Source organism: Ruegeria sp. AD9 (assembly GCF_056542305.1).
Window position 1 is genome coordinate 426,040 of record NZ_JBQFZP010000002.1, and the last position, 25,755, is coordinate 451,794.

The 25,755-nt window shown below is 57.8% G+C and carries 33 protein-coding genes; 30 read left to right on the top strand and 3 right to left on the bottom strand.

Annotation, left to right across the window (positions count from 1 at the left end; all coding sequences use genetic code 11):
* The first annotated feature begins 63 nt into the window (after positions 1–63).
* From ACR0AM_RS05065 to ACR0AM_RS05190, 26 genes are all read left to right on the top strand, one after another.
* Positions 64–429: an NADH-quinone oxidoreductase subunit A gene (locus ACR0AM_RS05065; protein ID WP_209504455.1), complete on the top strand. Its 366-nt coding sequence runs from the start codon at positions 64–66 to the stop codon at positions 427–429.
* Complete coding sequence (locus ACR0AM_RS05070; protein WP_209504454.1) at positions 420–953, top strand: NuoB/complex I 20 kDa subunit family protein; 534 nt, start codon at positions 420–422, stop codon at positions 951–953. The genes ACR0AM_RS05065 and ACR0AM_RS05070 overlap by 10 nt, the downstream gene beginning before the upstream one ends.
* 12 nt (positions 954–965) lie before the next feature.
* The gene (locus tag ACR0AM_RS05075) at positions 966–1,568 is read left to right on the top strand and encodes an NADH-quinone oxidoreductase subunit C (protein WP_480622291.1); all 603 of its coding nucleotides are present in this window, start codon (positions 966–968) and stop codon (positions 1,566–1,568) included.
* Positions 1,569–1,570: 2 nt separating this feature from the next.
* Complete coding sequence (locus tag ACR0AM_RS05080) at positions 1,571–1,744, top strand: hypothetical protein (RefSeq protein ID WP_170569030.1); 174 nt, start codon at positions 1,571–1,573, stop codon at positions 1,742–1,744.
* Between the two features lies 1 nt (position 1,745).
* Complete coding sequence (locus ACR0AM_RS05085) at positions 1,746–1,868, top strand: hypothetical protein (RefSeq protein WP_280923171.1); 123 nt, start codon at positions 1,746–1,748, stop codon at positions 1,866–1,868.
* On the top strand, positions 1,868–3,091 hold the full coding sequence (locus tag ACR0AM_RS05090; RefSeq protein WP_480622292.1) for an NADH-quinone oxidoreductase subunit D: 1,224 nt from the start codon (positions 1,868–1,870) through the stop codon (positions 3,089–3,091). The genes ACR0AM_RS05085 and ACR0AM_RS05090 overlap by 1 nt, the downstream gene beginning before the upstream one ends.
* Positions 3,091–4,191, top strand: a complete 1,101-nt coding sequence (nuoE, locus tag ACR0AM_RS05095) for an NADH-quinone oxidoreductase subunit NuoE (protein ID WP_480622293.1) — start codon at positions 3,091–3,093, stop codon at positions 4,189–4,191. Before ACR0AM_RS05090 ends, nuoE begins: the two co-directional genes overlap by 1 nt.
* 30 nt (positions 4,192–4,221) lie before the next feature.
* Positions 4,222–4,443, top strand: coding sequence for a DUF5337 domain-containing protein (locus ACR0AM_RS05100; RefSeq protein ID WP_209598087.1), 222 nt, complete (start codon positions 4,222–4,224; stop codon positions 4,441–4,443).
* Between the two features lie 12 nt (positions 4,444–4,455).
* On the top strand, positions 4,456–5,754 hold the full coding sequence (gene nuoF, locus ACR0AM_RS05105; protein ID WP_209504919.1) for an NADH-quinone oxidoreductase subunit NuoF: 1,299 nt from the start codon (positions 4,456–4,458) through the stop codon (positions 5,752–5,754).
* A gap of 5 nt (positions 5,755–5,759) precedes the next feature.
* A complete protein-coding gene (locus ACR0AM_RS05110) occupies positions 5,760–6,176 on the top strand; it encodes an MAPEG family protein (RefSeq protein WP_480554119.1) in 417 nt (138 codons plus the stop codon).
* Positions 6,177–6,213: 37 nt separating this feature from the next.
* Positions 6,214–6,564, top strand: coding sequence for a hypothetical protein (locus tag ACR0AM_RS05115; protein ID WP_480554120.1), 351 nt, complete (start codon positions 6,214–6,216; stop codon positions 6,562–6,564).
* Positions 6,565–6,662: 98 nt separating this feature from the next.
* A complete protein-coding gene (locus tag ACR0AM_RS05120; protein WP_480554121.1) occupies positions 6,663–7,067 on the top strand; it encodes a DUF5333 domain-containing protein in 405 nt (134 codons plus the stop codon).
* Between the two features lie 5 nt (positions 7,068–7,072).
* Positions 7,073–9,094 carry an NADH-quinone oxidoreductase subunit NuoG gene (gene nuoG / locus ACR0AM_RS05125; RefSeq protein ID WP_480622294.1) on the top strand — a complete coding sequence of 674 codons (2,022 nt, stop codon included), beginning with the start codon at positions 7,073–7,075 and terminating at the stop codon, positions 9,092–9,094.
* Entirely contained in the window at positions 9,091–9,306 is a 216-nt protein-coding gene (locus ACR0AM_RS05130; RefSeq protein ID WP_480506309.1) for a hypothetical protein, read from the top strand. Before nuoG ends, ACR0AM_RS05130 begins: the two co-directional genes overlap by 4 nt.
* Positions 9,299–10,336 carry an NADH-quinone oxidoreductase subunit NuoH gene (gene nuoH, locus ACR0AM_RS05135; protein ID WP_117868407.1) on the top strand — a complete coding sequence of 346 codons (1,038 nt, stop codon included), beginning with the start codon at positions 9,299–9,301 and terminating at the stop codon, positions 10,334–10,336. Before ACR0AM_RS05130 ends, nuoH begins: the two co-directional genes overlap by 8 nt.
* Position 10,337: 1 nt before the next feature.
* A complete protein-coding gene (gene nuoI / locus ACR0AM_RS05140; protein ID WP_480622295.1) occupies positions 10,338–10,832 on the top strand; it encodes an NADH-quinone oxidoreductase subunit NuoI in 495 nt (164 codons plus the stop codon).
* The gene (locus ACR0AM_RS05145) at positions 10,829–11,239 is read left to right on the top strand and encodes a carboxymuconolactone decarboxylase family protein (protein WP_170476531.1); all 411 of its coding nucleotides are present in this window, start codon (positions 10,829–10,831) and stop codon (positions 11,237–11,239) included. Before nuoI ends, ACR0AM_RS05145 begins: the two co-directional genes overlap by 4 nt.
* Entirely contained in the window at positions 11,236–11,838 is a 603-nt protein-coding gene (locus ACR0AM_RS05150; protein ID WP_480516396.1) for an NADH-quinone oxidoreductase subunit J, read from the top strand. Before ACR0AM_RS05145 ends, ACR0AM_RS05150 begins: the two co-directional genes overlap by 4 nt.
* Positions 11,835–12,329: a hypothetical protein gene (locus ACR0AM_RS05155; RefSeq protein ID WP_480622296.1), complete on the top strand. Its 495-nt coding sequence runs from the start codon at positions 11,835–11,837 to the stop codon at positions 12,327–12,329. Before ACR0AM_RS05150 ends, ACR0AM_RS05155 begins: the two co-directional genes overlap by 4 nt.
* On the top strand, positions 12,316–12,621 hold the full coding sequence (nuoK, locus tag ACR0AM_RS05160; protein WP_005984024.1) for an NADH-quinone oxidoreductase subunit NuoK: 306 nt from the start codon (positions 12,316–12,318) through the stop codon (positions 12,619–12,621). Before ACR0AM_RS05155 ends, nuoK begins: the two co-directional genes overlap by 14 nt.
* Positions 12,622–12,627: 6 nt before the next feature.
* Positions 12,628–14,766 carry an NADH-quinone oxidoreductase subunit L gene (nuoL, locus tag ACR0AM_RS05165; protein ID WP_480622297.1) on the top strand — a complete coding sequence of 713 codons (2,139 nt, stop codon included), beginning with the start codon at positions 12,628–12,630 and terminating at the stop codon, positions 14,764–14,766.
* Positions 14,766–16,310 carry an NADH-quinone oxidoreductase subunit M gene (locus ACR0AM_RS05170; RefSeq protein ID WP_480622298.1) on the top strand — a complete coding sequence of 515 codons (1,545 nt, stop codon included), beginning with the start codon at positions 14,766–14,768 and terminating at the stop codon, positions 16,308–16,310. Before nuoL ends, ACR0AM_RS05170 begins: the two co-directional genes overlap by 1 nt.
* A gap of 15 nt (positions 16,311–16,325) precedes the next feature.
* A complete protein-coding gene (nuoN, locus tag ACR0AM_RS05175) occupies positions 16,326–17,768 on the top strand; it encodes an NADH-quinone oxidoreductase subunit NuoN (protein WP_480476104.1) in 1,443 nt (480 codons plus the stop codon).
* A gap of 55 nt (positions 17,769–17,823) precedes the next feature.
* Entirely contained in the window at positions 17,824–18,573 is a 750-nt protein-coding gene (locus tag ACR0AM_RS05180) for a biotin--[acetyl-CoA-carboxylase] ligase (RefSeq protein WP_480476106.1), read from the top strand.
* An 11-nt stretch (positions 18,574–18,584) separates the two neighbouring features.
* On the top strand, positions 18,585–19,364 hold the full coding sequence (locus ACR0AM_RS05185) for a type III pantothenate kinase (protein ID WP_480476108.1): 780 nt from the start codon (positions 18,585–18,587) through the stop codon (positions 19,362–19,364).
* On the top strand, positions 19,361–21,028 hold the full coding sequence (locus ACR0AM_RS05190; protein WP_480622299.1) for a ribonuclease J: 1,668 nt from the start codon (positions 19,361–19,363) through the stop codon (positions 21,026–21,028). The genes ACR0AM_RS05185 and ACR0AM_RS05190 overlap by 4 nt, the downstream gene beginning before the upstream one ends.
* A gap of 10 nt (positions 21,029–21,038) precedes the next feature.
* On the opposite strand, the gene ACR0AM_RS05195 is transcribed toward ACR0AM_RS05190, so the two are convergent.
* Together ACR0AM_RS05195 and ACR0AM_RS05200 are read right to left on the bottom strand one after the other, a co-directional pair.
* A complete protein-coding gene (locus ACR0AM_RS05195; RefSeq protein WP_267362909.1) occupies positions 21,039–21,740 on the bottom strand; it encodes an NUDIX hydrolase in 702 nt (233 codons plus the stop codon).
* Positions 21,741–21,765: 25 nt separating this feature from the next.
* A complete protein-coding gene (locus ACR0AM_RS05200) occupies positions 21,766–22,164 on the bottom strand; it encodes a DUF983 domain-containing protein (RefSeq protein WP_480622300.1) in 399 nt (132 codons plus the stop codon).
* A gap of 219 nt (positions 22,165–22,383) precedes the next feature.
* On the opposite strand from ACR0AM_RS05200, the gene ACR0AM_RS05205 reads away from it, so the two are divergent.
* Genes ACR0AM_RS05205 through ACR0AM_RS05220 form a run of 4 tightly spaced genes read left to right on the top strand, consistent with a single transcriptional unit; the run spans position 22,384 to position 24,291 of the window.
* On the top strand, positions 22,384–22,854 hold the full coding sequence (locus tag ACR0AM_RS05205) for an EF-hand domain-containing protein (RefSeq protein ID WP_267362793.1): 471 nt from the start codon (positions 22,384–22,386) through the stop codon (positions 22,852–22,854).
* A gap of 6 nt (positions 22,855–22,860) precedes the next feature.
* Positions 22,861–23,478 carry an RNA polymerase sigma factor gene (locus tag ACR0AM_RS05210; RefSeq protein ID WP_480481774.1) on the top strand — a complete coding sequence of 206 codons (618 nt, stop codon included), beginning with the start codon at positions 22,861–22,863 and terminating at the stop codon, positions 23,476–23,478.
* Positions 23,468–23,821 carry a hypothetical protein gene (locus tag ACR0AM_RS05215; protein WP_267362789.1) on the top strand — a complete coding sequence of 118 codons (354 nt, stop codon included), beginning with the start codon at positions 23,468–23,470 and terminating at the stop codon, positions 23,819–23,821. The genes ACR0AM_RS05210 and ACR0AM_RS05215 overlap by 11 nt, the downstream gene beginning before the upstream one ends.
* Complete coding sequence (locus tag ACR0AM_RS05220; protein WP_480622301.1) at positions 23,818–24,291, top strand: periplasmic heavy metal sensor; 474 nt, start codon at positions 23,818–23,820, stop codon at positions 24,289–24,291. The genes ACR0AM_RS05215 and ACR0AM_RS05220 overlap by 4 nt, the downstream gene beginning before the upstream one ends.
* 5 nt (positions 24,292–24,296) lie before the next feature.
* On the opposite strand, the gene ACR0AM_RS05225 is transcribed toward ACR0AM_RS05220, so the two are convergent.
* Positions 24,297–25,697, bottom strand: coding sequence for a diguanylate cyclase domain-containing protein (locus ACR0AM_RS05225; protein ID WP_480622302.1), 1,401 nt, complete (start codon positions 25,695–25,697; stop codon positions 24,297–24,299).
* Between the last annotated feature and the right edge of the window lie 58 nt (positions 25,698–25,755).

Below are 25,755 nucleotides of genomic sequence, written 5' to 3' on the forward strand. Positions count from 1 at the left end.
TCCAGTCAACACGCCAATTGACGGCGCACCCGACAAGATGCGTGCGCAAGAAAGGAGCTATTCGTGGAAGACCTGCTGCGGGAGTATCTCCCGATTCTGGTGTTTCTGGCCGTTGCCGTAGGCCTTGGAATCGTCCTGATTCTTGCCGCCGTTGTACTGGCTGTCCGCAATCCCGACCCCGAAAAGGTCAGCGCATATGAATGTGGCTTCAATGCATTCGACGATGCGCGAATGAAATTTGACGTCCGATTCTATCTGGTCTCGATTCTCTTCATCATCTTCGATCTTGAGATCGCATTCCTGTTTCCCTGGGCTGTCGGGTTCCGCGATATCAGCGATGTCGGCTTCTGGTCGATGATGGTGTTTCTGGCCGTGCTGACCATCGGCTTTGCCTATGAGTGGAAGAAAGGGGCCCTGGAATGGGAGTGATGACCGGTGCAAATACCGCTGGCGTCGACAAGGAAGTCGCCACTCAGGCCCTGAATGCCGAGTTGCAGGACAAAGGTTTTCTGCTGACCTCGAGCGAGGATATCATCAACTGGGCCCGTACCGGTTCGCTGCACTGGATGACCTTTGGTCTGGCCTGCTGCGCGGTTGAAATGATGCACACTTCGATGCCGCGCTATGATGCGGAACGTTTCGGCATCGCGCCACGCGCCTCTCCGCGCCAATCTGACGTGATGATCGTGGCTGGCACGCTGACCAACAAGATGGCTCCTGCCTTGCGCAAGGTTTACGACCAGATGCCCGAGCCGCGCTATGTGATCTCGATGGGATCCTGCGCGAATGGGGGGGGCTACTACCACTATTCCTATTCCGTCGTGCGTGGCTGTGACCGGGTTGTTCCGGTGGATATTTACGTGCCCGGCTGCCCTCCAACCGCCGAGGCGCTGCTTTACGGTCTGCTGCAGCTGCAACGCAAAATCCGCCGTACCGGCACAATTGTACGCTGAGGGGAAGGGTAGATGAGCGAAGCACTCGAAGAACTCGGCACCCAGTTTGAACTGAAACGAGCCGATTGCGTTCTGTCCTGGGATGTGACCCATGGCGAGCTGAACGTCGATGTGGCGCCGTCGAACCTGGTGGAATTCGTAGAATTCCTGCGGTCGGACCAAAACTGCAAGTTCTCGACATTGGTGGATATCACCGGCGTCGATTACCCCGAACGTGCCAAGCGGTTCGATGTGGTGTACCACTTCCTGTCGATGTACCAGAACCAGCGTGTCCGTCTACGGGTTTCGATCCGCGAAGATGACATGGTGCCTTCGATCGTCGATATCCACCCCTCGGCCAACTGGTTCGAGCGTGAGGTGTTCGACATGTTCGGCATCCTGTTCTCGGGACATCCAGATTTGCGGCGGATTCTGACGGACTATGGATTCCGTGGCCATCCGCTGCGCAAGGATTTCCCGACCACCGGCTACACCGAGGTGCGTTATGACGAGGCGCAGAAACGCGTGGTCTATGAGCCGGTCAGTCTGGTGCAGGAATACCGTCAGTTTGATTTCATGTCCCCATGGGAAGGTGCGAACTACATTCTGCCGGGGGATGAGAAACAGGAGACGTAATCATGGAGTTCCTGATCTGGATAATTCTGGTTGTTGCAACGGTCATTCCGATGATCAAGCTGCTGCCGCATTTCGGGATCAACAAGAACTGGGCGTTTGCATGCATCATCTCTCCGGTCGTGATTGTCCTGCTGTGGATGATGGCGATGAAACTGCAAGAGATGGAGCGACGCTGAGATGATGGGTGAGTTGATCATTCTGGGCGCGTTAGGGGTTCTACTGGCCGGAGCTGCGGTCAAAGCGACCGAGGCGGAAAAGGTCCGGGTTCGGGCCGAAGCAAAGAAGAAACGAGGGCGGTGATGGACGGCTCAAGATACGATGACGGCAGCACGGACGCGCTGAGCGGCGAGCAGAAGATCCGCAACTTTAACATCAACTTCGGCCCGCAACACCCTGCGGCTCACGGAGTTTTGCGTCTGGTGCTCGAGTTGGACGGTGAAATCGTCGAGCGTTGCGACCCGCATATCGGCTTGCTGCACCGTGGCACCGAAAAGCTGATGGAAAGCCGGACCTATCTGCAGAACCTGCCGTATTTCGACCGTCTGGACTATGTAGCACCGATGAACCAGGAACATGCCTGGTGTCTGGCCATCGAAAAGCTGACCGGGGTCGAGGTGCCGCGCCGTGGCTCGCTGATCCGGGTTCTGTATTCCGAGATCGGGCGCATCCTGAACCACCTGCTGAACGTGACGACGCAGGCGATGGACGTCGGCGCACTGACCCCGCCACTCTGGGGTTTTGAAGAGCGTGAAAAGCTGATGGTGTTCTATGAGCGTGCCTGCGGTGCCCGCCTGCACGCCGCTTATTTCCGTCCGGGTGGTGTACATCAGGACCTGCCGCGGGAACTGCTGGACGATATCGAGGCGTGGAGCCACGAATTCCCCAACGTCCTTGATGACATTGACGGGCTGCTGACCGAAAACCGCATCTTCAAACAGCGCAACGCTGATATCGGCGTCGTGACCGAGGATGACATCCAGAAGTACGGCTTCTCGGGCGTGATGGTGCGCGGATCGGGTCTGGCATGGGACCTGCGCCGCGCGCAGCCCTACGAGTGCTACGACGAGTTCGAGTTCCAGATCCCTGTTGGCAAGAACGGCGACTGTTATGACCGCTACCTTGTCCGTATGGAAGAAATGCGCCAGTCGCTGCTGATCATCCGTCAGGCCATCGCCAAAATCCGCGAGTGCCCGGGTGACGTTCTGGCGCGTGGCAAGATCACTCCGCCGAAACGCTCGGACATGAAGACCTCGATGGAAAGTCTGATCCATCACTTCAAGCTGTACACCGAAGGCTTCCACGTTCCTGCCGGTGAAGTTTATGCCGCCGTCGAAGCCCCCAAGGGCGAGTTCGGCGTCTATCTGGTCGCTGACGGCACCAACAAACCCTACCGCGCCAAACTGCGCGCGCCGGGTTTCCTGCACCTGCAAGCCATGGACCACGTTGCCAAAGGCCACCAACTGGCCGACGTCGCCGCCATCATCGGCACTATGGACGTCGTATTTGGAGAGATTGACCGCTAATGCTCCGCCGTCTTCATCCCGAACAACCTGAAAGCTTTGCCTTCACCGCTGCCAACCAGCAATGGGCCGAAGCGCAGATTACCAAATATCCCGAAGGCCGTCAGGCCAGTGCGGTGATCCCTCTGCTGTGGCGTGCACAGGAACAAGAGGGCTGGCTGAGCCGCCCGGCGATTGAATCCGTCGCCGACATGCTGGGTATGGCTTATATCCGCGTGCTAGAGGTGGCCTCGTTCTACTTCATGTTCCAGCTGCAACCGGTGGGATCTGTGGCCCATGTTCAGGTTTGTGGCACGACCTCCTGCATGATTTGCGGGGCCGAGGATCTGATCGCTGTCTGCAAGGAGAAGATCGCGGCCAAGCCACACGTGCTGTCCGCCGATGGCAAGCTGAGCTGGGAAGAGGTCGAATGCCTTGGCTCCTGCACCAATGCGCCGATGGCACAGATCGGCAAGGATTACTACGAAGACCTGACCGCTGCGAGCTTTGGCAAGATCCTTGATGATCTGGTGGCAGGGAAAGTTCCGACGCCGGGCCCGCAGAATGGTCGCTATGCAGCTGAACCGCTCAAGGGGCTGACAAGCCTGACGGAGTATGACAGCGGCAAAACGCAGTACAACGCCAGCGTCGAACTGGCCACCGATATTGGCGATACGGTCAAGCGTATTGATGGGACCGAGGTTCCGATCCTGACCCCTTGGTTGGGCAAGGATGGCAGAGCGGCTGCGGCCAAAGCTGCACCGAAGCCGCCCAAAGCTCCAGCTCCGGCGAAACCTGCTGTGAAACAGGCCGCTGAGGCGAAGGCAGCGCAAGAGGACCAGCCCGAAACACTGACAGGCGCGCGCGACGGCAAGGCAGATAACCTGAAACTGTTGAAAGGCGTAGGCCCCAAGCTGGAGCAGACCCTGAACGAGTTGGGCTTCTTCCACTATGATCAGATCGCAGCCTGGACGCCGGAACAGGTCGCATGGGTAGATGCTCGGTTGAAGTTCAAGGGCCGGATCGAGCGCGATGGCTGGATTGAACAGGCAGCCAAGCTTGCGGCGGGTGAGGAAACCGAATTTGCCAAACGTGCCAAGGAAGATGGCACTTACGAAGACTAAACGGGTGCCCCATCGGGGCATCGGGGGATGATGGACAAGGATAAGGATCAGGCCATAGCCCGAAAGGGCCGACATATCGGCATCGTCATTGCGGTGACGATGGTGATCTGGCTTGCCATGAACCTGTTCATTGGCCCCGCGCTGGGTTTGACGGCCCGGCACGCGCTGCTGTTTGATTTTGCCGCTCTGGCGGCATTCATTTATGCGGGTGTGAACATTTTTCAACTCTGGCGCATGCGTCAGGACAGCTGAAGGTAACGAATGATGCTGAAGGATCAGGACCGGATCTTTACCAACATCTACGGGATGCACGAACGCACGCTGAAAGGCGCGCAAGCCCGCGGGCATTGGGACGGCACAGCTGGCCTGATTGAAAAGGGCCGGGACTGGATCATTCAGACAATGAAGGATTCCGGGTTGCGCGGACGCGGCGGTGCAGGCTTCCCAACTGGCCTGAAATGGTCGTTCATGCCAAAGGAAAGCGACGGTCGCCCTTCCTATCTGGTTGTGAATGCCGATGAATCCGAGCCCGGCACCTGCAAAGACCGTGAGATCATGCGCCATGATCCCCACACGTTGATTGAAGGGTGTCTGATCGCCTCTTTCGCGATGAACGCGCATACCTGCTATATCTACCTGCGCGGCGAATATATCCGCGAGCGTGAGGCATTGCAGGCCGCGATTGACGAGGCCTATGACGCGGGTCTTCTGGGCAAAAATGCCGCTGGTTCGGGCTGGGATTTCGATCTTTTCCTTCATCACGGGGCAGGGGCTTATATTTGTGGCGAAGAAACCGCCCTGATCGAAAGCCTTGAGGGCAAGAAGGGTATGCCGCGGATGAAACCTCCGTTCCCGGCGGGTGCGGGGCTGTACGGATGTCCGACCACTGTGAACAACGTGGAATCCATCGCGGTGGTGCCGACCATCCTGCGACGGGGTGCGGATTGGTTCGCTGGATTTGGTCGTCAGAACAACGCAGGTACCAAGCTGTTTGCGATCTCGGGCCACGTGAACAACCCTTGCGTCGTCGAAGAGGCAATGTCGATCCCGTTCGAACAGCTGATCGAAACCCATTGCGGCGGCATTCGCGGCGGGTGGGATAATCTGCTGGCGGTTATTCCTGGTGGATCCTCGGTTCCCTGCGTGCGCGGTGAAAACATGCGCGACGCGATCATGGATTTCGATTACCTGCGCAACGATCTTGGGTCGGGTCTGGGCACGGCAGCGGTGATTGTGATGGACAAGTCCACCGACATCATCAAGGCGATCTGGCGCCTGTCGAAGTTTTACAAGCATGAAAGCTGTGGTCAGTGTACGCCGTGTCGCGAAGGCACCGGCTGGATGATGCGTGTGATGGATCGTCTAGTTCGCGGCGAGGCTGAGCTGGAAGAGATCGACATGTTGTTTGACGTGACCAAACAGGTCGAAGGACACACGATCTGCGCCTTGGGCGATGCGGCCGCCTGGCCGATCCAGGGCCTGATCCGCAATTTCCGGGAAGAGATCGAAGACCGCATCAAGGCTCAGAAATCGGGCCGTATGGGTGCGATGGCAGCGGAGTGAACGAGATGGAAGTGTTTGCAGAATATAGCCACGCAATTGCGTCGGTTGTGCTATTCACGCTGGTTGTATTGTTTCTAGCGCCGTTTTCGGCACTGGCCAAACAAGCCAAGGGGCTGGCACCCGGTGCGACACCTGACCAGGATTATGCCGACAAGGCGTATCGTCTGAACCGGGCCTATCTGAACGGGACGGAGACACTTCCTGCGTTTGTGACAGTCATTACAGCGGCGATTCTGCTGGGCGTCAGCCCGTTCTGGGTAAACCTGCTGGCCTCGGTGGCGCTGGTTGCGCGCTTGGCGATGCTGGTGGTGCACTTGAAGGGGATCGGCAAGCCAACCAGCGGCCCGCGGACAATTTTGTATGTGATCGGATGGGCGTGCATGTTCGTGATCGGGCTTATGGTATTGGTCGCGGCGTTTTGATAGCGACGCAGCGGAACAGAAAACAAAGAGGGAAAGTATGAAGGCCCCCAAAGCCCTTATTGTTGCGCTGGCATTGGTTGGTGTTTCCGCTTGCGGTCTGGTTAAACCGTCGGCAGATCGGCTTTTGTTTGATGGCAAGTCGTTCAGAACCAAGGCGAAGGTGGTCGACAAGAAGACCTCGCCCGCGGACTTTACGGTTGTCGTCAAAGGCGTCTCTGCTTCACTCGATGGTGCGCGCGAGGCCGGACGTCATGAAGGAACCAAATTCTGCATCCAGAACTTCGGGTCGTCACGGATTTCGTGGAAGGTGGGTCCGGATACAGACCCGCAGAACCTTAGCATCAGCAATGATCAACTGACATTTGCAGGAACCTGCCAGCGGCCATGACCGGTGTTTTTCCATATCTCCGGTGGGCGGGCAGGGTGTTATTGCCTAGCAGCCGCGAACCGCTTCGTCTTGGACAGTCCAAGACGAAAGGAAAACCCATGTCTGTTACAAAACTAGCCGCCCTCGCATCGCTGATGGCCTTGCCCGTGGTTGCAGAAGCAAAGCCGCCCTTGAGGGATGTCAAAGAGATCGACAACGAACTCTACTACATCGCCATTGCAAATGAGATTTCCGAGTTCTGCCCGTCGATCAGCGGGCGGCGATTGAAAGCGATCAGTGTGATGTGGGGACTGCGGTCCAAAGCGAATAATCTGGGGTACTCGGACACGGAAATCCGCTCATATGTCGAGTCGGATGCTGAAAAGGATCGGATGCGGGCGAAGGGCGAGGCTTATCTGGCGAAAAACGGCGTGGCCTACGACAACCCCAAAACATTCTGCTCTTTGGGGCAGAAGGAAATCCAAAGAAACAGCGCCATTGGCGTTTATTTGAGAGCGAACTGAGAGCCATGTCTGACCTCCGCAAGATCAATATCGACGGGCAGGAAATTGAAGTCGAAGGTGCGATGACCCTGATACAGGCCTGTGAGCAGGCCGGGGTCGAGGTGCCGCGTTTCTGCTATCACGAGCGTCTGTCGATTGCGGGAAACTGCCGGATGTGTCTGGTTGAAGTGGTGGGCGGTCCGCCGAAACCGGCTGCATCCTGCGCGATGCAGGTACGCGATCTGCGCCCGGGGCCAGAAGGGCAGCCACCGGTGGTCAAGACGAACTCTCCCATGGTCAAAAAGGCCCGCGAAGGTGTGATGGAGTTCCTGCTGATCAACCATCCGCTGGATTGTCCGATCTGCGATCAGGGCGGCGAATGCGATCTTCAGGATCAGGCGATGGCTTATGGCCTGTCCGGTTCGCGGTTCAAAGAAGCCAAGCGCGCGGTTGATGATCTGGATCTGGGACCGCTTGTGGGCACGGCAATGACCCGCTGCATCAGTTGCACCCGTTGCGTGCGCTTTACCACCGAAGTCGCTGGGATTACTCAGATGGGTCAGACAGGGCGTGGTGAGGATGCCGAGATCACCTCGTATCTGAACCAGACGCTGGATTCGAACCTGCAGGGCAACATTATCGACCTGTGCCCGGTTGGGGCGCTGACCTCGAAACCTTATGCGTTTACGGCGCGCCCGTGGGAATTGACCAAAACCGAAAGCATCGACGTCATGGACGCGCTGGGATCGAACATTCGTGTCGATACCAAAGGGCGCGAGGTGATGCGCTTCCTTCCGCGGAACCATGACGGCGTGAATGAAGAGTGGATCAGCGACAAAACCCGCTTTGTCTGGGACGGGTTGCGGCGTCAGCGACTGGACAAACCTTACATCCGCGAAAACGGCAAGCTGCGCCCGGCCTCATGGTCGGAAGCACTGACCAAGGCCGCAGAATCGCTGAAAGATGCTGAGAAGCCAGCCGGTATCGTCGGTGATCTGGTACCGGTCGAGGCCGCATTCGCATTGAAACAGATGATCGAAGGGCAAGGCGGAGTTGTTGAGTGCCGCACCGATGGGGCCAAGCTTCCGGCCGGAAACCGTGGCGCATATGCCGGGACCGCCGCGATTGAAGACATCGATACGGCCGAGCGTATTCTTCTGATCGGCACCAACCCGCGCGATGAAGCACCGGTTTTGAACGCGCGTATCCGCAAGGCGTGGGCGCACGGGGCCGAAGTTGCTTTGGTGGGTCCAGCGGTCGATCTAACTTATGCGTACCATCATGTGGGCGATGACCGCGCGGCGCTGCAAAAGGTTGTCGACATGGGGGGCGACGATGAAATCAGGGGTAAACGCTCGCTGGTCGTCGTCGGGCAGGGAGCGCTGCAGGAGGCGGACGGAGGAGCTGTTCTGGCTGCCGCGCAAACAATTGCTGCAAATACGGAAAGCGGCCTGATCATTCTGCATACTGCGGCGTCGCGCGTGGGCGCGATGGATGTGGATGCCACCAACGCAGGCGGCATGGAAGCGATCAATGCTGCGGATGTGATCTATAACCTTGGTGCGGATGAGGTCGAAATCGGCGAAGGCGCCTTTGTGATCTACCAGGGCAGCCACGGGGATCGGGGCGCACACCGCGCAGACGTGATCCTGCCGGGTGCGGCCTATACTGAGGAAAACGGTCTGTTCGTAAACACGGAAGGCCGCCCACAACTGGCGATGCGCGCAGGGTTTGCGCCGGGTGAGGCCAAGGAAAACTGGGCCATCCTGCGTGCGCTGTCGGCTGAACTGGGGGCGACACTCCCCTATGACTCGCTTGCGCAGTTGCGCACAGCCTTGATCGAGGCGGTTCCCCATCTGGCCCGCATCGACGATGTGATCGAGAATGAGGTTCAAGCGCTGGAGGCCGGGTCTTTGGGCAAGGCGACCTTCCGCAATGCGATCAAGGATTTCTATCTGACCAACCCGATCGCACGGGCCTCGCAACTGATGGCCGAGCTTTCGGCGCAGGCGCAAGCCCGCAAAGCTGAGAAGATTGCGGCGGAATGAACGAAAGCAGTTTCATATCGCAAACCAGCGCTGTGGTCGGGTGGCACCTGACTGCGCTGGAAATGTGCGTGAAACGAAAGAAAAAGGGTGGCGCAATGGCGGCAGATGCTGTTTACACCAACGCGCCGACCCAGCCGCAGTTTGCGCAGGCATCTGGCCTTTGCATCGCGCGCGAAAAACGGAATACCCACGGTGTGAGGACCAATGGCTGAATTCTTTAACACCCCCGGCGGAATAGCCATCATCATTCTGGCGCAAGTGCTTGCTGTTGTTGCCTTCGTGATGATCTCGCTGTTGTTCCTTGTTTATGGCGACCGCAAGATCTGGGCCGCTGTCCAGATGCGCCGCGGCCCTAACGTGGTCGGCGTTTACGGTCTGCTGCAATCGGTGGCGGATGCGTTGAAATACGTCGTCAAAGAGGTCGTGATCCCCGCGGGGGCCGACCGCACGGTTTTCATCCTCGCGCCGCTCACCTCTTTCGTGCTGGCGATGATCGCCTGGGCGGTGATCCCGTTCAATGATGGCTGGGTCCTGTCGGACATCAACGTCGCAATCCTCTATGTCTTCGCCGTGTCCTCGCTTGAGGTTTATGGCGTGATCATGGGCGGTTGGGCGTCGAACTCAAAGTACCCGTTCCTCGGCTCGTTGCGCTCAGCCGCGCAGATGATTTCCTACGAGGTTTCCATCGGTTTGATCATCATCGGTGTGATCATCTCGACCGGGTCGATGAACTTTGGTGACATCGTCCGCGCGCAGGATGGGTCGTTCGGGTTCTTCAGCTGGTACTGGCTGCCGCATTTCCCGATGGTCTTCCTGTTCTTCATCTCGGCGCTGGCCGAGACCAACCGACCGCCGTTTGACCTGCCCGAAGCGGAATCGGAACTGGTGGCGGGTTATCAGGTCGAATATTCGGCCACACCCTTCCTGCTGTTCATGGCCGGTGAATACATCGCGATCTTCCTGATGTGCGCGCTGACCTCGCTGCTGTTCTTCGGCGGCTGGCTGTCGCCAATCCCGGGCTTACCCGATGGCGTGCTGTGGATGGTCGCCAAGATGGCGTTCTTCTTCTTCATCTTCGCGATGGTCAAGGCCATCACGCCTCGCTACCGCTATGACCAGCTGATGCGGTTGGGCTGGAAAGTTTTCCTGCCGTTCTCGCTGGTTTGGGTAGTCTTTGTGGCCTTTGCGGCGAAATTCGACTGGTTCTGGGGCGCATTCGCCCGTTGGAGCGTAGGAGGCTGATATGACCCAAATCGACTATACCCGCGCTGCCAAGTACTTTCTGCTTCAGGATTTCTGGGTCGGCTTCAAGCTGGGCCTGAAGTACTTCTTCGCCCCCAAGGCCACCCTAAACTATCCGCACGAAAAAGGCCCTCTGTCCCCGCGGTTTCGCGGTGAACACGCCCTGCGCCGCTATCCAAACGGTGAAGAGCGCTGCATCGCGTGTAAACTGTGCGAGGCGGTCTGCCCGGCACAGGCCATCACCATCGATGCCGAACCCCGCGCGGACGGCAGCCGCCGCACCACGCGCTATGACATCGACATGACCAAGTGCATCTATTGCGGCTTCTGCCAAGAGGCATGCCCGGTTGATGCCATCGTCGAAGGCCCGAACTTTGAATTCGCGACGGAAACCCGGGAAGAGCTGTTCTACGACAAGGAAAAACTCCTGTCGAATGGCGAACGCTGGGAAGCCGAGATCGCGCGCAATCTGGAACTGGACGCACCTTACCGATGAGTGACAGCCCGACAAATCCGTTCGAGCTGATGATGAAGCAAGCTCAGGACATGGCCAAGGCGATGAACCCGGCGATGGAAAGCTTCTCGCCCAAAGGGTTCGAGGCGCTGTGGCCGACCATGCCCAAAGAGGTCATGGAGATGATGTTCGGCAACACCGTCAACAAGGACGGGCTGGATGCCAAAACACGCCTGCTGCTGACGCTGGCCGGGCTGACCTGTCAGGGCGCTCAGGCGGATTCGGCTGTTCGTCAGACCGTGCGTCATGCGCTGGAAGCGGGCGCAAAGAAACAAGAGATCGTGGAAACGATCGGTCAGATGTCGGTCTTTGCCGGCATCCCGGCCATGACCCGCGCGCTGGATCTGGCGCAAGAGGTCATGGGCGACAACGAGGATGAGGATCAATGACCGTCTTTGCCTTCTACCTGTTTGCCATCAGCGCCATCACCGGCGGGCTGTTCACGGTGATCAGCCGCCAACCGGTGCACTCGGTCCTGTGGCTGATCCTGGCGTTTCTGTCCTCGGCAGGGCTGTTCGTGCTGCTGGGGGCCGAGTTCGTGGCGATGCTGCTGGTCATCGTCTATGTCGGCGCGGTCGCGGTTCTGTTCCTCTTCGTGGTGATGATGCTGGACGTGGACTTTGCCGAGCTCAAGGCCGAAATGGCGCGCTATATGCCGCTGGCACTGCTGATTGGTCTGATCATCCTGATGCAGTTTGTCATGGCTTTCGGGGCGTGGGACAGCGCACAGGGTGCTGCGGCCAATCTGGCGCAGCCGGTCCCGACAGACCGCCACAACACCGAGGCGCTTGGCCTCATCCTTTACGATCAATACTTCCTTCTGTTCCAACTGGCGGGCCTGATCCTGCTGGTGGCCATGATCGGCGCCATCGTTCTGACGCTGCGCCACCGCAAGGACATCAAGCGTCAGGACATTATCGGCCAGATGATGCGCGACCCGGCCAAGGCGATGGAGTTGAAGGACGTGAAACCGGGGCAGGGATTGTGAAACTATTGGCGATCATTTTTGCAGTAACTTTGGGCGTGCCTGCTTCTGCGGCTACCTTAAGTGATTGCGGATATCGTACTTTCCACTTCGAAGTAACAAACCATCGAGTGATTGCGGACAATGTAGTTGCGTGGACCAAAATCGGTGATGGGGTTCGCGGGGGACGCAGCGAACTGTATTCCTACAATTGCGCATCCGGTGAAAGCGTGTCTGCATTCGCCGATGCTCGCAACTCGTATTCCAGAGAGGCGATTCTTGAGCAGGAATCTCTTTTGGATGAAATTTTCTATGGTGTGACTGCCGAAAATTGGAACGAGATAGTGGAGGAATTTTTGACCGAATTTGAAACAATCGAAACTCCTACTTTTCCTTTCGGTACGGCTTTGCCTTCGACCTCGCCAAGCGAAATTTGCGGCTGTGCAGCCGCCTTTCCAGAAATACTAGATGACGGAGAACCGTCGCATCTGGGGGACAGAAATGATCGGACTTGAACACTATCTTACGGTCGCGGCGACGCTGTTCGTCATCGGCATCTTCGGTCTCTTCCTGAACCGCAAGAACGTCATCATCCTGCTGATGAGCATCGAACTGATGCTGCTGGCAGTGAATATCAACCTCGTGGCGTTTTCCAGTTTCCTCGGCGATCTGGTCGGGCAGGTGTTCACGCTGTTCGTGCTGACCGTTGCGGCGGCCGAGGCGGCGATTGGTCTGGCCATTCTGGTCTGTTTCTTCCGCAACCGCGGGACGATCGCGGTTGAAGACGTCAATATGATGAAGGGGTAAGGGAACATGGAAACCACCATCCTCTTTGCCCCGCTGGTGGGCGCGCTGCTTTGCGGGTTCGGCTGGAAGTTCATTGGCCAGAAAGCTGCCATGTGGACGGCGACGGGCCTGCTGTTCCTGGCCTGTCTGCTGTCCTGGATCGTGTTCTTCACCTTCGACGGGCACACGCAGCAGATCGAGATCATGCGCTGGATCGAAAGCGGCTCGCTTTCGACAAGCTGGGCCATCCGTCTGGACCGACTGACGGCGATCATGCTGATCGTAGTGACGACCGTTTCGGCGCTCGTGCACCTGTATTCCTTCGGCTACATGGATCACGATCCGCAATGGCGCGAAGGCGAAAGCTATAAGCCGCGTTTCTTTGCCTATTTGTCCTTCTTCACTTTCGCCATGCTGATGCTGGTGACGGCGGATAATCTGGTGCAGATGTTCTTTGGCTGGGAGGGCGTCGGCGTCGCCTCATACCTGCTGATCGGGTTCTATTATCGCAAGCCTTCGGCCAATGCGGCGGCAATCAAGGCCTTTGTGGTCAACCGGGTTGGCGACTTTGGTTTTGCTCTGGGCATCTTCGCGCTGTTCTTCCTGACCGACAGTATCAACTTCTCGGATATCTTTGCCTCTGCTCCTGCGCTGGCAGAAGAGAAGCTGCATTTCCTGTGGGGGGAATGGACCGCGATCGAAGTGATCTGCGTTCTGCTCTTCATCGGTGCGATGGGTAAATCGGCGCAGTTGATCCTGCACACATGGTTGCCGGACGCGATGGAAGGCCCGACGCCTGTGTCAGCACTGATCCACGCTGCGACCATGGTGACCGCAGGCGTCTTTTTGGTCTGTCGCATGTCCCCGCTGATGGAGTTCGCACCGGGTGCGACAGGGTTCATCACTGTTCTTGGCGCCTCAACCGCGTTCTTCGCTGCTACTGTTGGTCTGGTTCAGACCGATATCAAACGTGTCATCGCGTATTCGACCTGTTCGCAGCTAGGCTACATGTTTGTGGCGGCGGGCGTGGGCATGTATTCGGCGGCGATGTTCCACCTGTTTACGCATGCCTTTTTCAAGGCGTTGTTGTTCCTTGGGGCCGGTTCCGTGATCCACGCGATGCATCACGAACAGGAGATGACCGAATATGGCGGTCTGCGCAAAAAGATCCCCTACACCTTCTGGGCGATGATGATCGGTACCCTGGCGATTACCGGTGTTGGTATCCCGCTGACCACCTTTGGTTTTGCCGGTTTCCTGTCAAAAGACGCAATTATCGAGAGCGCCTATGCGGGCGGATCAAGCTATGGCTTCTGGTTGTTGGTCGTCGCTGCCGCGTTCACCTCGTTCTACAGCTGGCGTCTGATCTTCCTGACCTTCTATGGCGAGCCGCGCGGCGACAAGCACACGCATGATCACGCACATGAAAGCCCGATGGTCATGCTGGTGCCGCTGGGTGTACTGTCGCTGGGTGCGGTATTCGCGGGCATGATCTGGTACGGAAACTTCTTTGGCCATGCGGATAAGGTCGGCAAATTCTACGGTATTCCGGTTGCAGAAGCCTCAGAGCATGCCGAGGTCGGTGATCACGCGGCGGCGGATGCGTCGCACGGCGAAGACAGCCATGCCGATGACAGCCATGCTGATGACGCCGCGCATGGTGAGAATGCCGCAGAGGGCGGGGACCACCATTATGTGTTTGCGGGCGAGCCGGGTGAAGGGGCGCTTTATATGGCGCCGGACAACCACATTCTGGACGATGCGCATGCGGCTCCGAAATGGGTCAAGGTTTCACCATTCGTTGCGATGGTGCTTGGCTTTATCTTGGCCTATTGGTTCTACATCGTGAACACGTCTCTGCCCGCACGTCTGGCAGCAAACCAGCGTCCGCTGTACCTGTTTCTGCTGAACAAATGGTATTTCGACGAAATCTACGACGCGATCTTTGTCAAACCCACTGTCGCCCTTGGCCGGTTCCTGTGGAAACGCGGTGATGGCAACACGATTGACGGCTTCCTGAATGGGGTTGCTATGGGCGTGGTTCCCTTCTTCACCCGCCTCGCAGGCAAGGCGCAGACCGGGTACATCTTTACTTACGCCTTCTGGATGGTTTTGGGCATTGCGGCCCTTGTCACCTGGATGTCGATCGGCGGAGGCGCACACTAATGGACAATATCCTATCTATTGTCACCTTTATCCCCGCCATTGCAGCAGGCATTCTGGCGCTGTTCCTGCACGGCAGCGACGTCGCAGCGCAGCGCAACGCCAAGTGGATTGCATTGCTGGCGACAACTGTGACGTTTCTGGTGTCAATTGGCATCTACACAGGCTTTGATCCTTCGAACACCGGTTTCCAGATGGTGGAAGAGGGTGAATGGCTGATGAGCCTGAAATACAAGATGGGTGTGGATGGCATCAGCGTTCTGTTCGTGCTGCTAACCACTTTCATCATGCCGCTGACCATTCTGGCCAGCTGGAATGTGACGGACCGCGTCAAGGAATACATGATTGCTTTCTTGCTGCTGGAAACGCTCATGCTGGGCGTGTTCATGGCGCTGGACCTGGTGCTGTTCTACCTGTTCTTCGAGGCGGGTCTGATCCCGATGTTCCTGATCATCGGGATCTGGGGCGGCAAGGACCGTATCTATGCCAGCTTCAAGTTCTTCCTTTACACCTTCCTTGGCTCGGTGCTGATGCTGGTGGCCATGGTCGCAATGTATGCTGACGCGGGCACCACGGATATCGAAGCGCTGATGGCCCATCAGTTCGCATCCGAGAGTTTCAGCGTGTTGGGCATCTATGTCACCGGCGGTATGCAAACGCTGATGTTCCTGGCTTTCTTCGCGTCTTTTGCGGTGAAAATGCCGATGTGGCCGGTGCACACCTGGTTGCCCGATGCGCACGTTCAAGCGCCGACGGCGGGCTCGGTCGTGCTGGCCGCGATCCTGTTGAAGATGGGCGGCTACGGCTTCCTGCGGTTCAGCCTACCGATGTTCCCGGTTGGCTCGGCGGTGATGACTGATCTTGTGCTTTGGATGTCAGCTATAGCGGTTGTCTATACCTCGCTGGTGGCACTGGTGCAGGAAGACATGAAAAAGCTGATCGCGTATTCTTCGGTCGCGCATATGGGCTTTGTCACGATGGGAATCTTTGCTGCGAACCAGCAAGGCATTGACGGCGCGATTTTCCAGATGCTGAGCCACGGGTTCATCTCTGCCGCGCTCTTCCTCTGTGTCGGCGTGATCTATGACCGGATGCACACCCGCGATATCGAGGCTTATGGTGGTCTGGTCATCCGGATGCCCGCCTATGCGCTGGTCTTCATGCTGTTCACCATGGCCAATGTCGGACTGCCGGGCACCAGCGGGTTCATCGGTGAGTTCCTGACACTCATGGGTACATTCCAGGTTAACACCTGGGTGACTGCAGTTGCGGCGACCGGTGTGATCTTCTCGGCAGCCTACGCGTTGTGGCTCTACCGCCGCGTTGTCTTTGGGGACCTGATCAAGGAAAGCCTGAAGGCGATGACGGACATGAGCTCGCGCGAGCGGCTGATTTTTGCCCCGCTAATTGTGATGACCATCCTTCTGGGCGTTTACCCGTCGCTGGTGACCGATGTGATCGGCCAATCGACGACAGCACTCATTTCGAACTATGACACGGCTCTGGCCGCGGCTAAGGCTGCGACCCAGACTGCCGCTTCGCATTAAGGGAGCTTTGGAGACATGATCCAGGCTGATCTGACAATTATCCTGCCGGAAATCGTTCTGGCGATCTATGCGATGGTGGCTCTGTTGGGGGCTGTCTACACCTCGAAAGACGGGCTGGCTTCGGTTCTGGTCTGGACCACGGCGGGCCTGATGGCGGTTCTGGCGATCTGGATCGCTACCCAGGGCAGTGGCACCAACGTAGCCTTCAATGGCATGTTCGTGGATGACGGGTTCGCGCGTTTTGCCAAAGTGGCCATCCTTTTGTCGGCAGGTGCCGTGCTGGTGATGAGCCAGGAATACATGGCGCGCCGGGGTCTGCTGCGCTTTGAATATCCGTTGCTGGTGGCCCTTGCAGCCGTCGGTATGATGATGATGGTGAGCGCGGGCGATCTGATGTCTCTTTACATGGGACTCGAGCTGCAATCCCTTGCGCTGTATGTTGTTGCTGCGCTGCGTCGTGACAGCGCGAAATCAACCGAAGCAGGGCTGAAATACTTTGTTCTGGGCGCCCTCAGTTCAGGTCTGCTGCTGTATGGTGCTTCGCTGGTTTACGGGTTCACAGGCACGACACTGTTCTCGGGCATTATTCAGACGGTCCATCATGGGGACGTCTCGGTTGGTCTGTTGTTTGGCCTGATCTTCCTGATTTCGGGTCTGGCATTCAAGGTTTCGGCTGTTCCGTTCCATATGTGGACACCGGATGTCTATGAAGGGTCGCCGACGCCAATTACGGCCTTTTTTGCCACCGCCCCGAAAGTCGCGGCAATGGCCTTGTTTGCACGCCTGCTGCATGACGCCTTCGGAGGTGTGGTCAAAGACTGGCAGCAAGTGATCGTTTTGCTGTCGGTGCTGTCGATGCTGCTGGGGGCGGTTGCCGCAATTGGTCAGCGCGACATCAAGCGACTGATGGCGTTCTCGTCGATTGCCCATATGGGCTATGCGCTGATCGGTCTGGCGGCTGGCACCGAGTTGGGTATTCAGGCGATGCTGATGTATCTGGCGATTTACGTGACCATGAACATCGGCACGTTTGCGTTTATCCTGATGATGGAACGCGACGGCAAACCCGTCACTGACATTGATGCGCTGCGCCAGTATTCCAAACGTGATCCGGGCAAGGCCCTTGCTGTTCTGATCCTGATGTTCTCGCTTGCCGGTGTGCCACCGATGCTGGGTTTCTTTGCGAAGTTTGGTGTTTGGCGGGCTGGTGTAAGTGCCGATTTGACCGGCCTTGTTGTAGTTTCAGCCATCGCATCGGTAATTGGCGCCTTCTATTACCTGCGGATTGTGTTCTACATGTATTTCGGGGCCGAGAACGAAGACCCGATTGAAACGCGGTCGACACCCGTTCTGTGGGTCGCCCTGATGGGGTCCGCGGCGCTGATGCTGATCGGGGTCTTCTATCAGTTTGGGATCGAGGGCGCGGCAGCGGCTGCGGCGGCAACTCTTGTCAACTGAACGTTTTGCACAATCTGAAAGAGGGGGCTCGGTCGCGTGACCGGGCCTTTTTGATATGACCAAGTGGCCACAAGGCTATGGCCTGCACGAGGTGCAGGAAGTTGATAGCACACTCAACGAAGCAGCGCGGATTGCCCCCAATGCCCGTGGTCCTGTGTGGATCATGGCGCATCATCAGACGGCTGCGCGTGGGCGACGCGGACGGTCATGGGCCAACCCTATGGGCAACCTTGCCGCGACCCTTTTGATGCGCCCTGAAGGTGCTCCAGAACAGGCGGCTCTGCGCAGTTTTGTTGCGGCACTGGCTCTGTTTGACGCTTGTGTCTCTGTGACGGGGCGTGCGGCGGGGCTGTCGTTGAAATGGCCCAATGACGTACTACTGAACGGTGGCAAGCTTGCTGGTATTTTGCTGGAAAGCGCCGGGCAGGGGCGTGGTGTGGCGTATCTGTCGATCGGTATTGGTGTGAATCTGGCCAACGCCCCAGACGCCGACGCGGTGGAACCGGGCGCGGTCCGACCTGTCTCTCTTTTGTCGGAAACCGGTGCAAACGTCACGCCCGAGGATTTTCTGACCGAGCTTGCTTCAGCCTATGCCAAATATGAAACTCAGTTTGTTACCTACGGGTTCGAACCCATTCGCACCGCGTGGCTGTCCCGTGCTGCCCGGCTGGGCGAGGTTATTACGGCCCGTACCGGCACGTCTGAGACGGTTGGGACCTTCGAAACGGTAGACGCAGGCGGTAACCTTGTCTTAAACACCGCCAAAGGCCGCGTGAGCATTCCTGCGGCGGATGTCTATTTCTGAAAGGGGCGCAAATGCTTCTGGCCATTGATTGCGGCAATACCAATACAGTCTTCTCGATCTGGAACGGTCAGGAATTTCTGTGCACCCTGCGCACCTCGACCCATCATGCACGCACGGCGGACGCCTATTTCACCTGGTATTCGACGCTGGTGAAACATTACGGGATCGAGGCGAATATCTCGGATGTCATCATTGCGTCGACCGTGCCGCGCGTGGTGTTCAACCTGCGCATCTTTGCCGATCGCTTTTTTGGGTGCAGGCCGCTGGTGGTAGGTAGGCCGGATTGCCTGTTGCCCGTGCCGCCGCGCGTGGATCAGGGGACTGTGCCGGGCCCGGATCGACTGGCCAATGCAGTTGGTGCATTTGACCGTCATGGCGGCAATGTCGTCGTGGTGGACTTTGGTACTGCAACAAATTTCGACGTTGTCGCCGCGGACGGTGCCTATGTTGGGGGCGTCATCGCTCCGGGTGTGAATCTCAGCCTTGAGGCTTTGCATCAGGGCGCAGCCGCACTGCCGCATATCGACATCACGCGTCCCGAGAAGGTGATCGGTACGAATACGGTTGGTTGTATCCAGTCAGGCGTGTATTGGGGGTATTCCGGCCTGATCGAGGGGCTGATCGCGCGGATCAAGGCCGAATATGGAATGCCGATGAAAGTCGTGGGAACCGGAGGGTTGGCCCCCTTGTTCGATCAGGCCGACGTGGGGTTCGACGTAATCGAAGATGATTTGACGATGCACGGCTTGACCGTGATTCATCGCTATAACAAGGATAATGGCTCGATATGAGCAGTGAAAGATTGATCTACCTGCCGCTGGGTGGCGCGGGCGAAATTGGCATGAATGCCTACGTGTACGGATATGGTCAGCCCGGGCAGGAACGCCTGATCCTGGTGGATCTGGGTGTCACCTTTCCCGATATGGACACAACACCGGGCGTCGACCTGATCTATGCGGATATTTCTTGGTTGAAAGAACGGGCCGACCGGCTGGATGGCGTTTTCATCACCCATGCGCATGAAGACCATGTCGGCGCCGTGGCGCATTGCTATGAGGCACTGGGAGCACCGATTTATGCCCGGGCTTTCACGGCCAATATCGCGCGTCGCAAGATGGAAGAATACGCGCACCCGACCGATTCGGTGACAACCGTGTCCTCTTGGCCCGAAACGGTCTCAGTCGGACCGTTTACGGTGGGCTTCCTTCCGGTTTCACATTCGATCCCGGAAAGTGCTGCTTTGGTCATCGACACACCCGCAGGGCGCGTGGTGCATTCGGGTGATTTCAAGCTGGATGCAAACCCAGTCGTGGGCGAAGCCTTTGATCCCGACCTGTGGGCCGAGATTGCCAAGCCGGGTGTCAAGGCGTTGGTTTGCGACAGCACGAATGTTTTCTCGGCGCATCCGGGCCGTTCGGAATCCGAGGTCGGGCCAGAGATTACAAAGCTAGTCGAAAGCGCCGAGGGTATGGTTGTGGCTACCACCTTTGCGTCCAACGTCGCGCGGGTCAAAACATTGGCAGAGGCGGGCGCACGCGCGGGGCGTTCAGTTGTGTTGCTGGGGCGCGCAATGCGGCGGATGATCGAGGCCGCGACTGAAACCGGTATCCTGTCGGACTTCCCCAAGGTGATCAGCGCGGAAGAGGCGCTGGACCTGCCGCGCCAGAACCTGATGCTGATCGTGACCGGCAGCCAGGGCGAACGCCGTGCGGCAAGCGCGCAACTGGCCCGCGGCAAGTACCGTGGTCTGGAACTGTCCGAAGGCGACCTGTTCCTGTTCTCGTCAAAGACCATTCCCGGAAATGAACGTGGCGTGATTTTCATCATGAACCAGCTCAGTGAAAAGGGCGTGGATGTAGTGGATGACAGCTCGGGCCTCTATCATGTCTCTGGCCATGCGAACCGGCCCGATCTTGAGAAGGTGCACGCGCTGATCGATCCGCAAGTTGTGATCCCAATGCATGGAGAGCACCGGCACCTGCGCGAGCATGTCAAACTGGCTGAGCAGGGTGGCAGAACGGGCGTGCTGGCCGTGAACGGCACCATGCTGGATCTCAGCGGCAATGCACCCGTGGTGGTCGACTATGTCGAAACCGGGCGTACCTATCTGGACGGTACGGTGAAAATCGGTGCGATGGACGGTGTGGTACGTGACCGTATTCGCATGGCGCTGAACGGCCACGTAACTGTGACAGTCGTTCTGGACGAAGAAGACGAGCCGCTGGGCGAACCGTGGTGCGATACGATGGGTCTGCCCGAGGTCGGAACGTCCCGGGCCGGATTGGTCGAGGTGTTGGAAGAAGACCTGAACCAGTTCCTGATGCGGGCGGCAGCCAAGACCCTACGGGATGACGACAAGCTTGAAGACGAAATGCGCCGGATCGTGCGTCAGACGGCAAAAGCGGAAATCGGCAAAAAGCCCGAAGTGACGGTAGTTGTCAGCCGGATGCGGTGAAACTGACCGGTCAATCCTGCTCGGGCATTGGATAGCCTCTGAGCCGCAGGAATAGATTGGCTTCTTCGTTGTTCTGATAGAACGGAACCGATATTGGCGGCTCGGGTGAGGTCACCCGGGCTGCGACCTCGGCCAGAACAACCTCGGTGATAAACGGCAAATCCAGGTCGCGCGCCCGATCCAGTTCCACCCATTGCAGATGCGACAGCTCGTCCGAGGCATGGCTGAAATCATCCAGATCGCCCTGCAGCGCATCGGCATCGACCAGAAAAAACCGCGCATCGAACCGGCGGGGGCGGCCGGGCGGTGTGACTGCGCGAAAAACAAATTGCAGCGCAGCGGCCGACGGCACGTAACCCATGGCGGAAAAGCTTTGCCAGTCGTCAGGAACGTTGCCCGGCCAGCGTCCTGTCTGGCCCAGGACAAGTCCTGTTTCTTCCCAAAGCTCGCGAATTGCTGCGGCGGCAAGGGCGTGTTGTTTTCCGGATTCCGCCTGTTCCGCCAACCTCTCAGAACACAGGTCAGGCAGTGCGGTCGCAAGCGGTACATCCGCATCCGCCGGATCGACCGCTCCACCGGGGAACACGAATTTGTTGGGCATGAACACAGCCTTGGACCCACGTTGACCCATCAGGATCGACGGATTGGTCCACCTGTTCCGCAGCACGATGACGGTTGCGGCGTCGCGGATGGCGGTCTTGTCGGTCATCATGCCTAAAACAATCGCTTCTTCCGGCTCATGAATCGTTGCCAAAACCGTGCATACGACGCGCCCACTGATAGGCGACCACAGCGCCTTTCAAACGGGGGAGCAAAAACAGCGACAGTGCAACGCAAGCAATGGAAAACCCGATGGCCATCACCCATGGGTCCGGGCGCCAGTTCACATACGAGACGTGCAGGGCCGGGGCCAACAAATGCCCGACCAGCAGGATCGTCAGATAGGCGGGCCCATCATCGGCGCGATGATGAAACAGTTCCTGTCCACAGTTCGAGCAGGTGTCATTCACTTTTAGGTAGCTGTGCAACAGCTTGCCTTCGCCGCAACTAGGGCACTTGCACCGAAACCCTTTGACCAAAGCGGGCCAGGTTTCACGCTCGCTCTCAGTTGTGGTGTCGATCGTCTGATCCGTCATAATATAACTCGCGCAGTAATCTTTGGCGGATAATGCGCCTGAACGGGTGGTTTTTAAAGGGGGGTGCGTCGCTTTGCAACGCATCTAAGGTGAACCACGTCGTGAAATACCGAGATGGTTCAAAAAAAGTTGCTGACACTGCGACGGAATTCCCTGCCTCGCGCGTTTGAATGGATATGAGCAGCGGCACTCAGGCCGCGTCAACAAGGGAAAACCGAAATGAAAAACGCAAAGTTCATCACGGCGATTGTCCTGTCGGGTGTTGCAATCACCGGCACGTCTGTTCTGGCGGCTGGCCCGGGTGGTCGCGAGCCAGTGTCCTTTCAGGAATTGGATGCCAATGGCGACGGTCAAGTGACACAGCAGGAAATGGAAGCACATCGCACCGAGCGTTTCTCGGCCGCTGATACTGATGGGGACGGCCAGCTCAGCCTTGAGGAGATGCAGGCCGCCGCTCAGAAAAAAGCAAACGACCGCGTCACCAAAATGTTCGAAAACAACGATGCGAACAAAGACGGGTTCCTAAGCCAGGACGAGTTGCCGAAACCGCGCCGGGGTGACAAGATGTTTGACCGGATGGATGCAGATAACAGTGGTGGAATATCGGAACAGGAATTTGCCGATGCCAAAGACCGGATGGGACGGCACCATAAGAAAAAGCACCACAAGTCGGGTGCAATCGACAACTGATGCAGGGTGGAGGACCTGACCTCCCACCTACACGATGTTCGCGGTGCGGGTTGCACCGCGAGCTCTCTCAGCGACGATGTGTTGCTGGGCCAATTTGCTGAGGGTGACGCACAGGCTGCGCGGGTCTTAACAGATCGCCTTGGGCCGCTTTGTTATTCCGTCGCGTTGCGTATGTTGGGCAATCGGGCCGAGGCAGAAGACGTAACGCAGGAGGCGATGATGCGGATGTGGCAGATGGCGCCGGAATGGGTGCCGGGTCAGGCCAAAGTGTCGACATGGCTGTATCGCGTGACGTTGAATCTGTGTGTGGACATTCGGCGCAGGAAGTCCCCCGGCAGGTTGTCGGATATTCCTGAGCCAGAAGATGGCAAAGCCAGCGTAGCCGACCGACTGCAGGATGAGGCCCGCGTGGATGCGTTGCAGCTTGCCCTGTCTCAGCTGCCCGAAAGGCAGAGGCAGGCAGTGATTCTGCGCCACATCGAAGAGTTGCCCAACCCTGAAATTGCCGGGATCATGGGAATTTCAGTAGAAGCGGTTGAAAGTTTGACCGCGCGCGGCAAACGAAGTCTGACCGCGATTTTGGCCGGGCGACGTGAAGAACTGGGGTATGACGATGACGGATGAAAACCTGGAACTGGATCATTTGTTTGCGCAGGCTCGGCAAAACCGACCGGCGCTGCCCGACGATCTGGCCGTGCGCATTCAGACAGATGCTGAAAAACTCCGCCTCAGTCGCCTAAGGCCTGAACCGCGTCCTCAATCTTCGATCTGGCATCGAATGATGGACAACGTAGGTGGCTGGCAGGGGTTGGGCGGCTTGATCGCCGCCAGTGCGGCGGGGCTCTGGATCGGCTTTTCCGCGCCGGGGTTCCTGCCTGATCCCGCCAATCTGCTGGCATCGCAGGAGACGGTCCTTTTTGTGGCGGACCTTGGATATGACACGAGTTTTCTGGAGAGCACTGAATGAATGCTGCCCCTAAACCGAAACGCCGGTGGATGACGGTTTTGCTGGTTTCGTCATTGGCACTGAACCTGTTAGTTGTCGGTGTTGCAGTCGGAACCGTGCTGCGCCTGAAGGATGGACATCACACCGAGGCACCGCCGGGGTTCGGCCCGGCGCTGTATCGCGCTTTGCCGAAAGATGATCGAAAAGCGATGCGAGGGGAACTGTCTGCGCTACGCGAAAAAGACCTAAGGGGGCGCAGACAGGACTTTGAAGCCCTGAGCCTGGCACTGCGCACAGTGCCCTTCGAACCAGTCGCCGTTGAAGTGTTGTTGCAGCAACAGTCGCAGGCAACGGCAGAACTGCAACTAGCCTTGCAGACACAATGGCTGACTCGCGTCACCGCCATGAGCGACGCAGAGCGGCAATCTTATGCGGACAGGTTGCAAAAGATCGTCGAACGCGGGCCGCATGGACACAAGAAAAAGGACTGACGGGTTCAGGCTGCGCTTTGCCTGATACTCACCTGATTGCGTCCCGCTTTTTTTGCCGCATAAAGGGCTTTATCGGCGGCTTTCAGGATATCTCCTACAGGAACGGGTGTGCCTTCTTTTCCCGGCTGACCCGATTGCGGCATCTCCAGCCCAATGCTGATCGTCACGTTAACCTGCAAACCTTGGTCCGATAGCAGGAACGGGGCGCGACAAATGCTGTCACAGATGGTCTCAGCCAGTTTTCTGGCTTGTTTTTGTGACACATCGGGCACCGCGAACATGAACTCTTCACCGCCGATACGGGCGACAAAACCTTTGGATCCAAGTGCGCTTTGCATTCGTTTTGCGGCCTGCGTCAGAACACAATCACCGGCGCCATGGCCATGGCAGTCATTGATGATTTTGAAGTGATCCAGATCCGCCAGCATGACGGCAAAGCCACGCCCGGTACGGGCAGACTGGCGCGCGATCTGTTCCAATGCCCGCATGGCGTAACGACGATTGTGCAGCCCGGTCAGCGGATCAATCCAGGACTCGGCGATCCCTTTTCTCAATGATACGCGCAAATGATCAAGCCGTGCCTTGCGCGCAACTTGATTGTTCAGCCGCAACAGGATCTCTTGCGCACAGAACCCCCCCAGGCACACGGCGTCTGCGCCTCTGTCCAGCGCTTCTGAGGCCTGCACGGCATTGTAGTCCTGCAAGACGCCAATCAGGACAGTGTTCCGGGTTGCTGCCCGTGACCTGAGATCCGCAAGGATATTCAGCGCGAACGGATGCGAGCTCAGTTCGACCACAATCGCGTCCGGTATCGGTCCGGACAAAACGCCCTGCAAGTTCGATTGAAGGTGCCAGGACAGATCGAAATGGTGCTGGCCTTGCAAGGCCTTGTGCCAAAGGGCACCGGTTCGGACAGTATCGGTCAAGATATCAACCCGGGCCGCGTTCGGGGGGGTGATCATGACAGGGGCGGGTTCCCCAAATCCAATAGGTTGTGATCCGTTGCTGACCTGCAAATCTTGAGTAACTGCGCGCGCACGCAAAAGGCTGCGAATGCGTGCCAGCAGCAACGTATCTTTGAAAGGATGCGTCAACACATCGTCCAGCCCGTCTTTCAGGGCACGCAGGCGCGCGTTTTTGTCATTCTGTGCTGCAAGTACGACAACGGGCACGTCATCAAGGCCAGATACTTCGGTAAGCGCTTTCTTGACATCTGCGGCTGTTCCGTCGGGCAATGTCTGTGCCGTCAGTACAAGGTCCGGCTGAACGCGACGCGCAAGGGCTTGTAGCCCTTCAAGTTTTCCACCCTGTACCACGTGGTACCAGGCAGCGGTCAGCTGAACCTTCAGCATTATGCGGTTGGTTGATACCCCGTCGAGGACAAGGATGGTGCCTTGCACAGACATAGTCGTTCACCGTTGATTGCATGCGTGAACAAATTGTTTATGAGTCTGGTTAACAAAC

What these genes read in the sequence shown, in the direction of transcription:
- ACR0AM_RS05205 (WP_267362793.1), top strand. Translation starts at nt 22,384, where the DNA reads ATGAAAAACGCAAAGTTCATCACGGCGATTGTCCTGTCGGGTGTTGCA.
- ACR0AM_RS05220 (WP_480622301.1), top strand. Translation starts at nt 23,818, where the DNA reads ATGAATGCTGCCCCTAAACCGAAACGCCGGTGGATGACGGTTTTGCTG.
- ACR0AM_RS05090 (WP_480622292.1), top strand. Translation starts at nt 1,868, where the DNA reads ATGGACGGCTCAAGATACGATGACGGCAGCACGGACGCGCTGAGCGGC.
- ACR0AM_RS05100 (WP_209598087.1), top strand. Translation starts at nt 4,222, where the DNA reads ATGGACAAGGATAAGGATCAGGCCATAGCCCGAAAGGGCCGACATATC.
- ACR0AM_RS05200 (WP_480622300.1), bottom strand. Translation starts at nt 22,164, where the DNA reads ATGACGGATCAGACGATCGACACCACAACTGAGAGCGAGCGTGAAACC.
- ACR0AM_RS05215 (WP_267362789.1), top strand. Translation starts at nt 23,468, where the DNA reads ATGACGGATGAAAACCTGGAACTGGATCATTTGTTTGCGCAGGCTCGG.
- ACR0AM_RS05115 (WP_480554120.1), top strand. Translation starts at nt 6,214, where the DNA reads ATGAAGGCCCCCAAAGCCCTTATTGTTGCGCTGGCATTGGTTGGTGTT.
- ACR0AM_RS05130 (WP_480506309.1), top strand. Translation starts at nt 9,091, where the DNA reads ATGAACGAAAGCAGTTTCATATCGCAAACCAGCGCTGTGGTCGGGTGG.
- ACR0AM_RS05170 (WP_480622298.1), top strand. Translation starts at nt 14,766, where the DNA reads ATGGACAATATCCTATCTATTGTCACCTTTATCCCCGCCATTGCAGCA.
- ACR0AM_RS05075 (WP_480622291.1), top strand. Translation starts at nt 966, where the DNA reads ATGAGCGAAGCACTCGAAGAACTCGGCACCCAGTTTGAACTGAAACGA.
- ACR0AM_RS05070 (WP_209504454.1), top strand. Translation starts at nt 420, where the DNA reads ATGGGAGTGATGACCGGTGCAAATACCGCTGGCGTCGACAAGGAAGTC.
- ACR0AM_RS05110 (WP_480554119.1), top strand. Translation starts at nt 5,760, where the DNA reads ATGGAAGTGTTTGCAGAATATAGCCACGCAATTGCGTCGGTTGTGCTA.
- nuoI (WP_480622295.1), top strand. Translation starts at nt 10,338, where the DNA reads ATGACCCAAATCGACTATACCCGCGCTGCCAAGTACTTTCTGCTTCAG.
- ACR0AM_RS05150 (WP_480516396.1), top strand. Translation starts at nt 11,236, where the DNA reads ATGACCGTCTTTGCCTTCTACCTGTTTGCCATCAGCGCCATCACCGGC.
- ACR0AM_RS05080 (WP_170569030.1), top strand. Translation starts at nt 1,571, where the DNA reads ATGGAGTTCCTGATCTGGATAATTCTGGTTGTTGCAACGGTCATTCCG.
- nuoE (WP_480622293.1), top strand. Translation starts at nt 3,091, where the DNA reads ATGCTCCGCCGTCTTCATCCCGAACAACCTGAAAGCTTTGCCTTCACC.
- nuoG (WP_480622294.1), top strand. Translation starts at nt 7,073, where the DNA reads ATGTCTGACCTCCGCAAGATCAATATCGACGGGCAGGAAATTGAAGTC.
- nuoF (WP_209504919.1), top strand. Translation starts at nt 4,456, where the DNA reads ATGCTGAAGGATCAGGACCGGATCTTTACCAACATCTACGGGATGCAC.
- ACR0AM_RS05185 (WP_480476108.1), top strand. Translation starts at nt 18,585, where the DNA reads ATGCTTCTGGCCATTGATTGCGGCAATACCAATACAGTCTTCTCGATC.
- nuoH (WP_117868407.1), top strand. Translation starts at nt 9,299, where the DNA reads ATGGCTGAATTCTTTAACACCCCCGGCGGAATAGCCATCATCATTCTG.
- ACR0AM_RS05120 (WP_480554121.1), top strand. Translation starts at nt 6,663, where the DNA reads ATGTCTGTTACAAAACTAGCCGCCCTCGCATCGCTGATGGCCTTGCCC.
- ACR0AM_RS05225 (WP_480622302.1), bottom strand. Translation starts at nt 25,697, where the DNA reads ATGTCTGTGCAAGGCACCATCCTTGTCCTCGACGGGGTATCAACCAAC.
- ACR0AM_RS05085 (WP_280923171.1), top strand. Translation starts at nt 1,746, where the DNA reads ATGATGGGTGAGTTGATCATTCTGGGCGCGTTAGGGGTTCTACTGGCC.
- nuoL (WP_480622297.1), top strand. Translation starts at nt 12,628, where the DNA reads ATGGAAACCACCATCCTCTTTGCCCCGCTGGTGGGCGCGCTGCTTTGC.
- nuoN (WP_480476104.1), top strand. Translation starts at nt 16,326, where the DNA reads ATGATCCAGGCTGATCTGACAATTATCCTGCCGGAAATCGTTCTGGCG.
- ACR0AM_RS05195 (WP_267362909.1), bottom strand. Translation starts at nt 21,740, where the DNA reads ATGATGACCGACAAGACCGCCATCCGCGACGCCGCAACCGTCATCGTG.
- ACR0AM_RS05190 (WP_480622299.1), top strand. Translation starts at nt 19,361, where the DNA reads ATGAGCAGTGAAAGATTGATCTACCTGCCGCTGGGTGGCGCGGGCGAA.
- nuoK (WP_005984024.1), top strand. Translation starts at nt 12,316, where the DNA reads ATGATCGGACTTGAACACTATCTTACGGTCGCGGCGACGCTGTTCGTC.
- ACR0AM_RS05180 (WP_480476106.1), top strand. Translation starts at nt 17,824, where the DNA reads ATGACCAAGTGGCCACAAGGCTATGGCCTGCACGAGGTGCAGGAAGTT.
- ACR0AM_RS05145 (WP_170476531.1), top strand. Translation starts at nt 10,829, where the DNA reads ATGAGTGACAGCCCGACAAATCCGTTCGAGCTGATGATGAAGCAAGCT.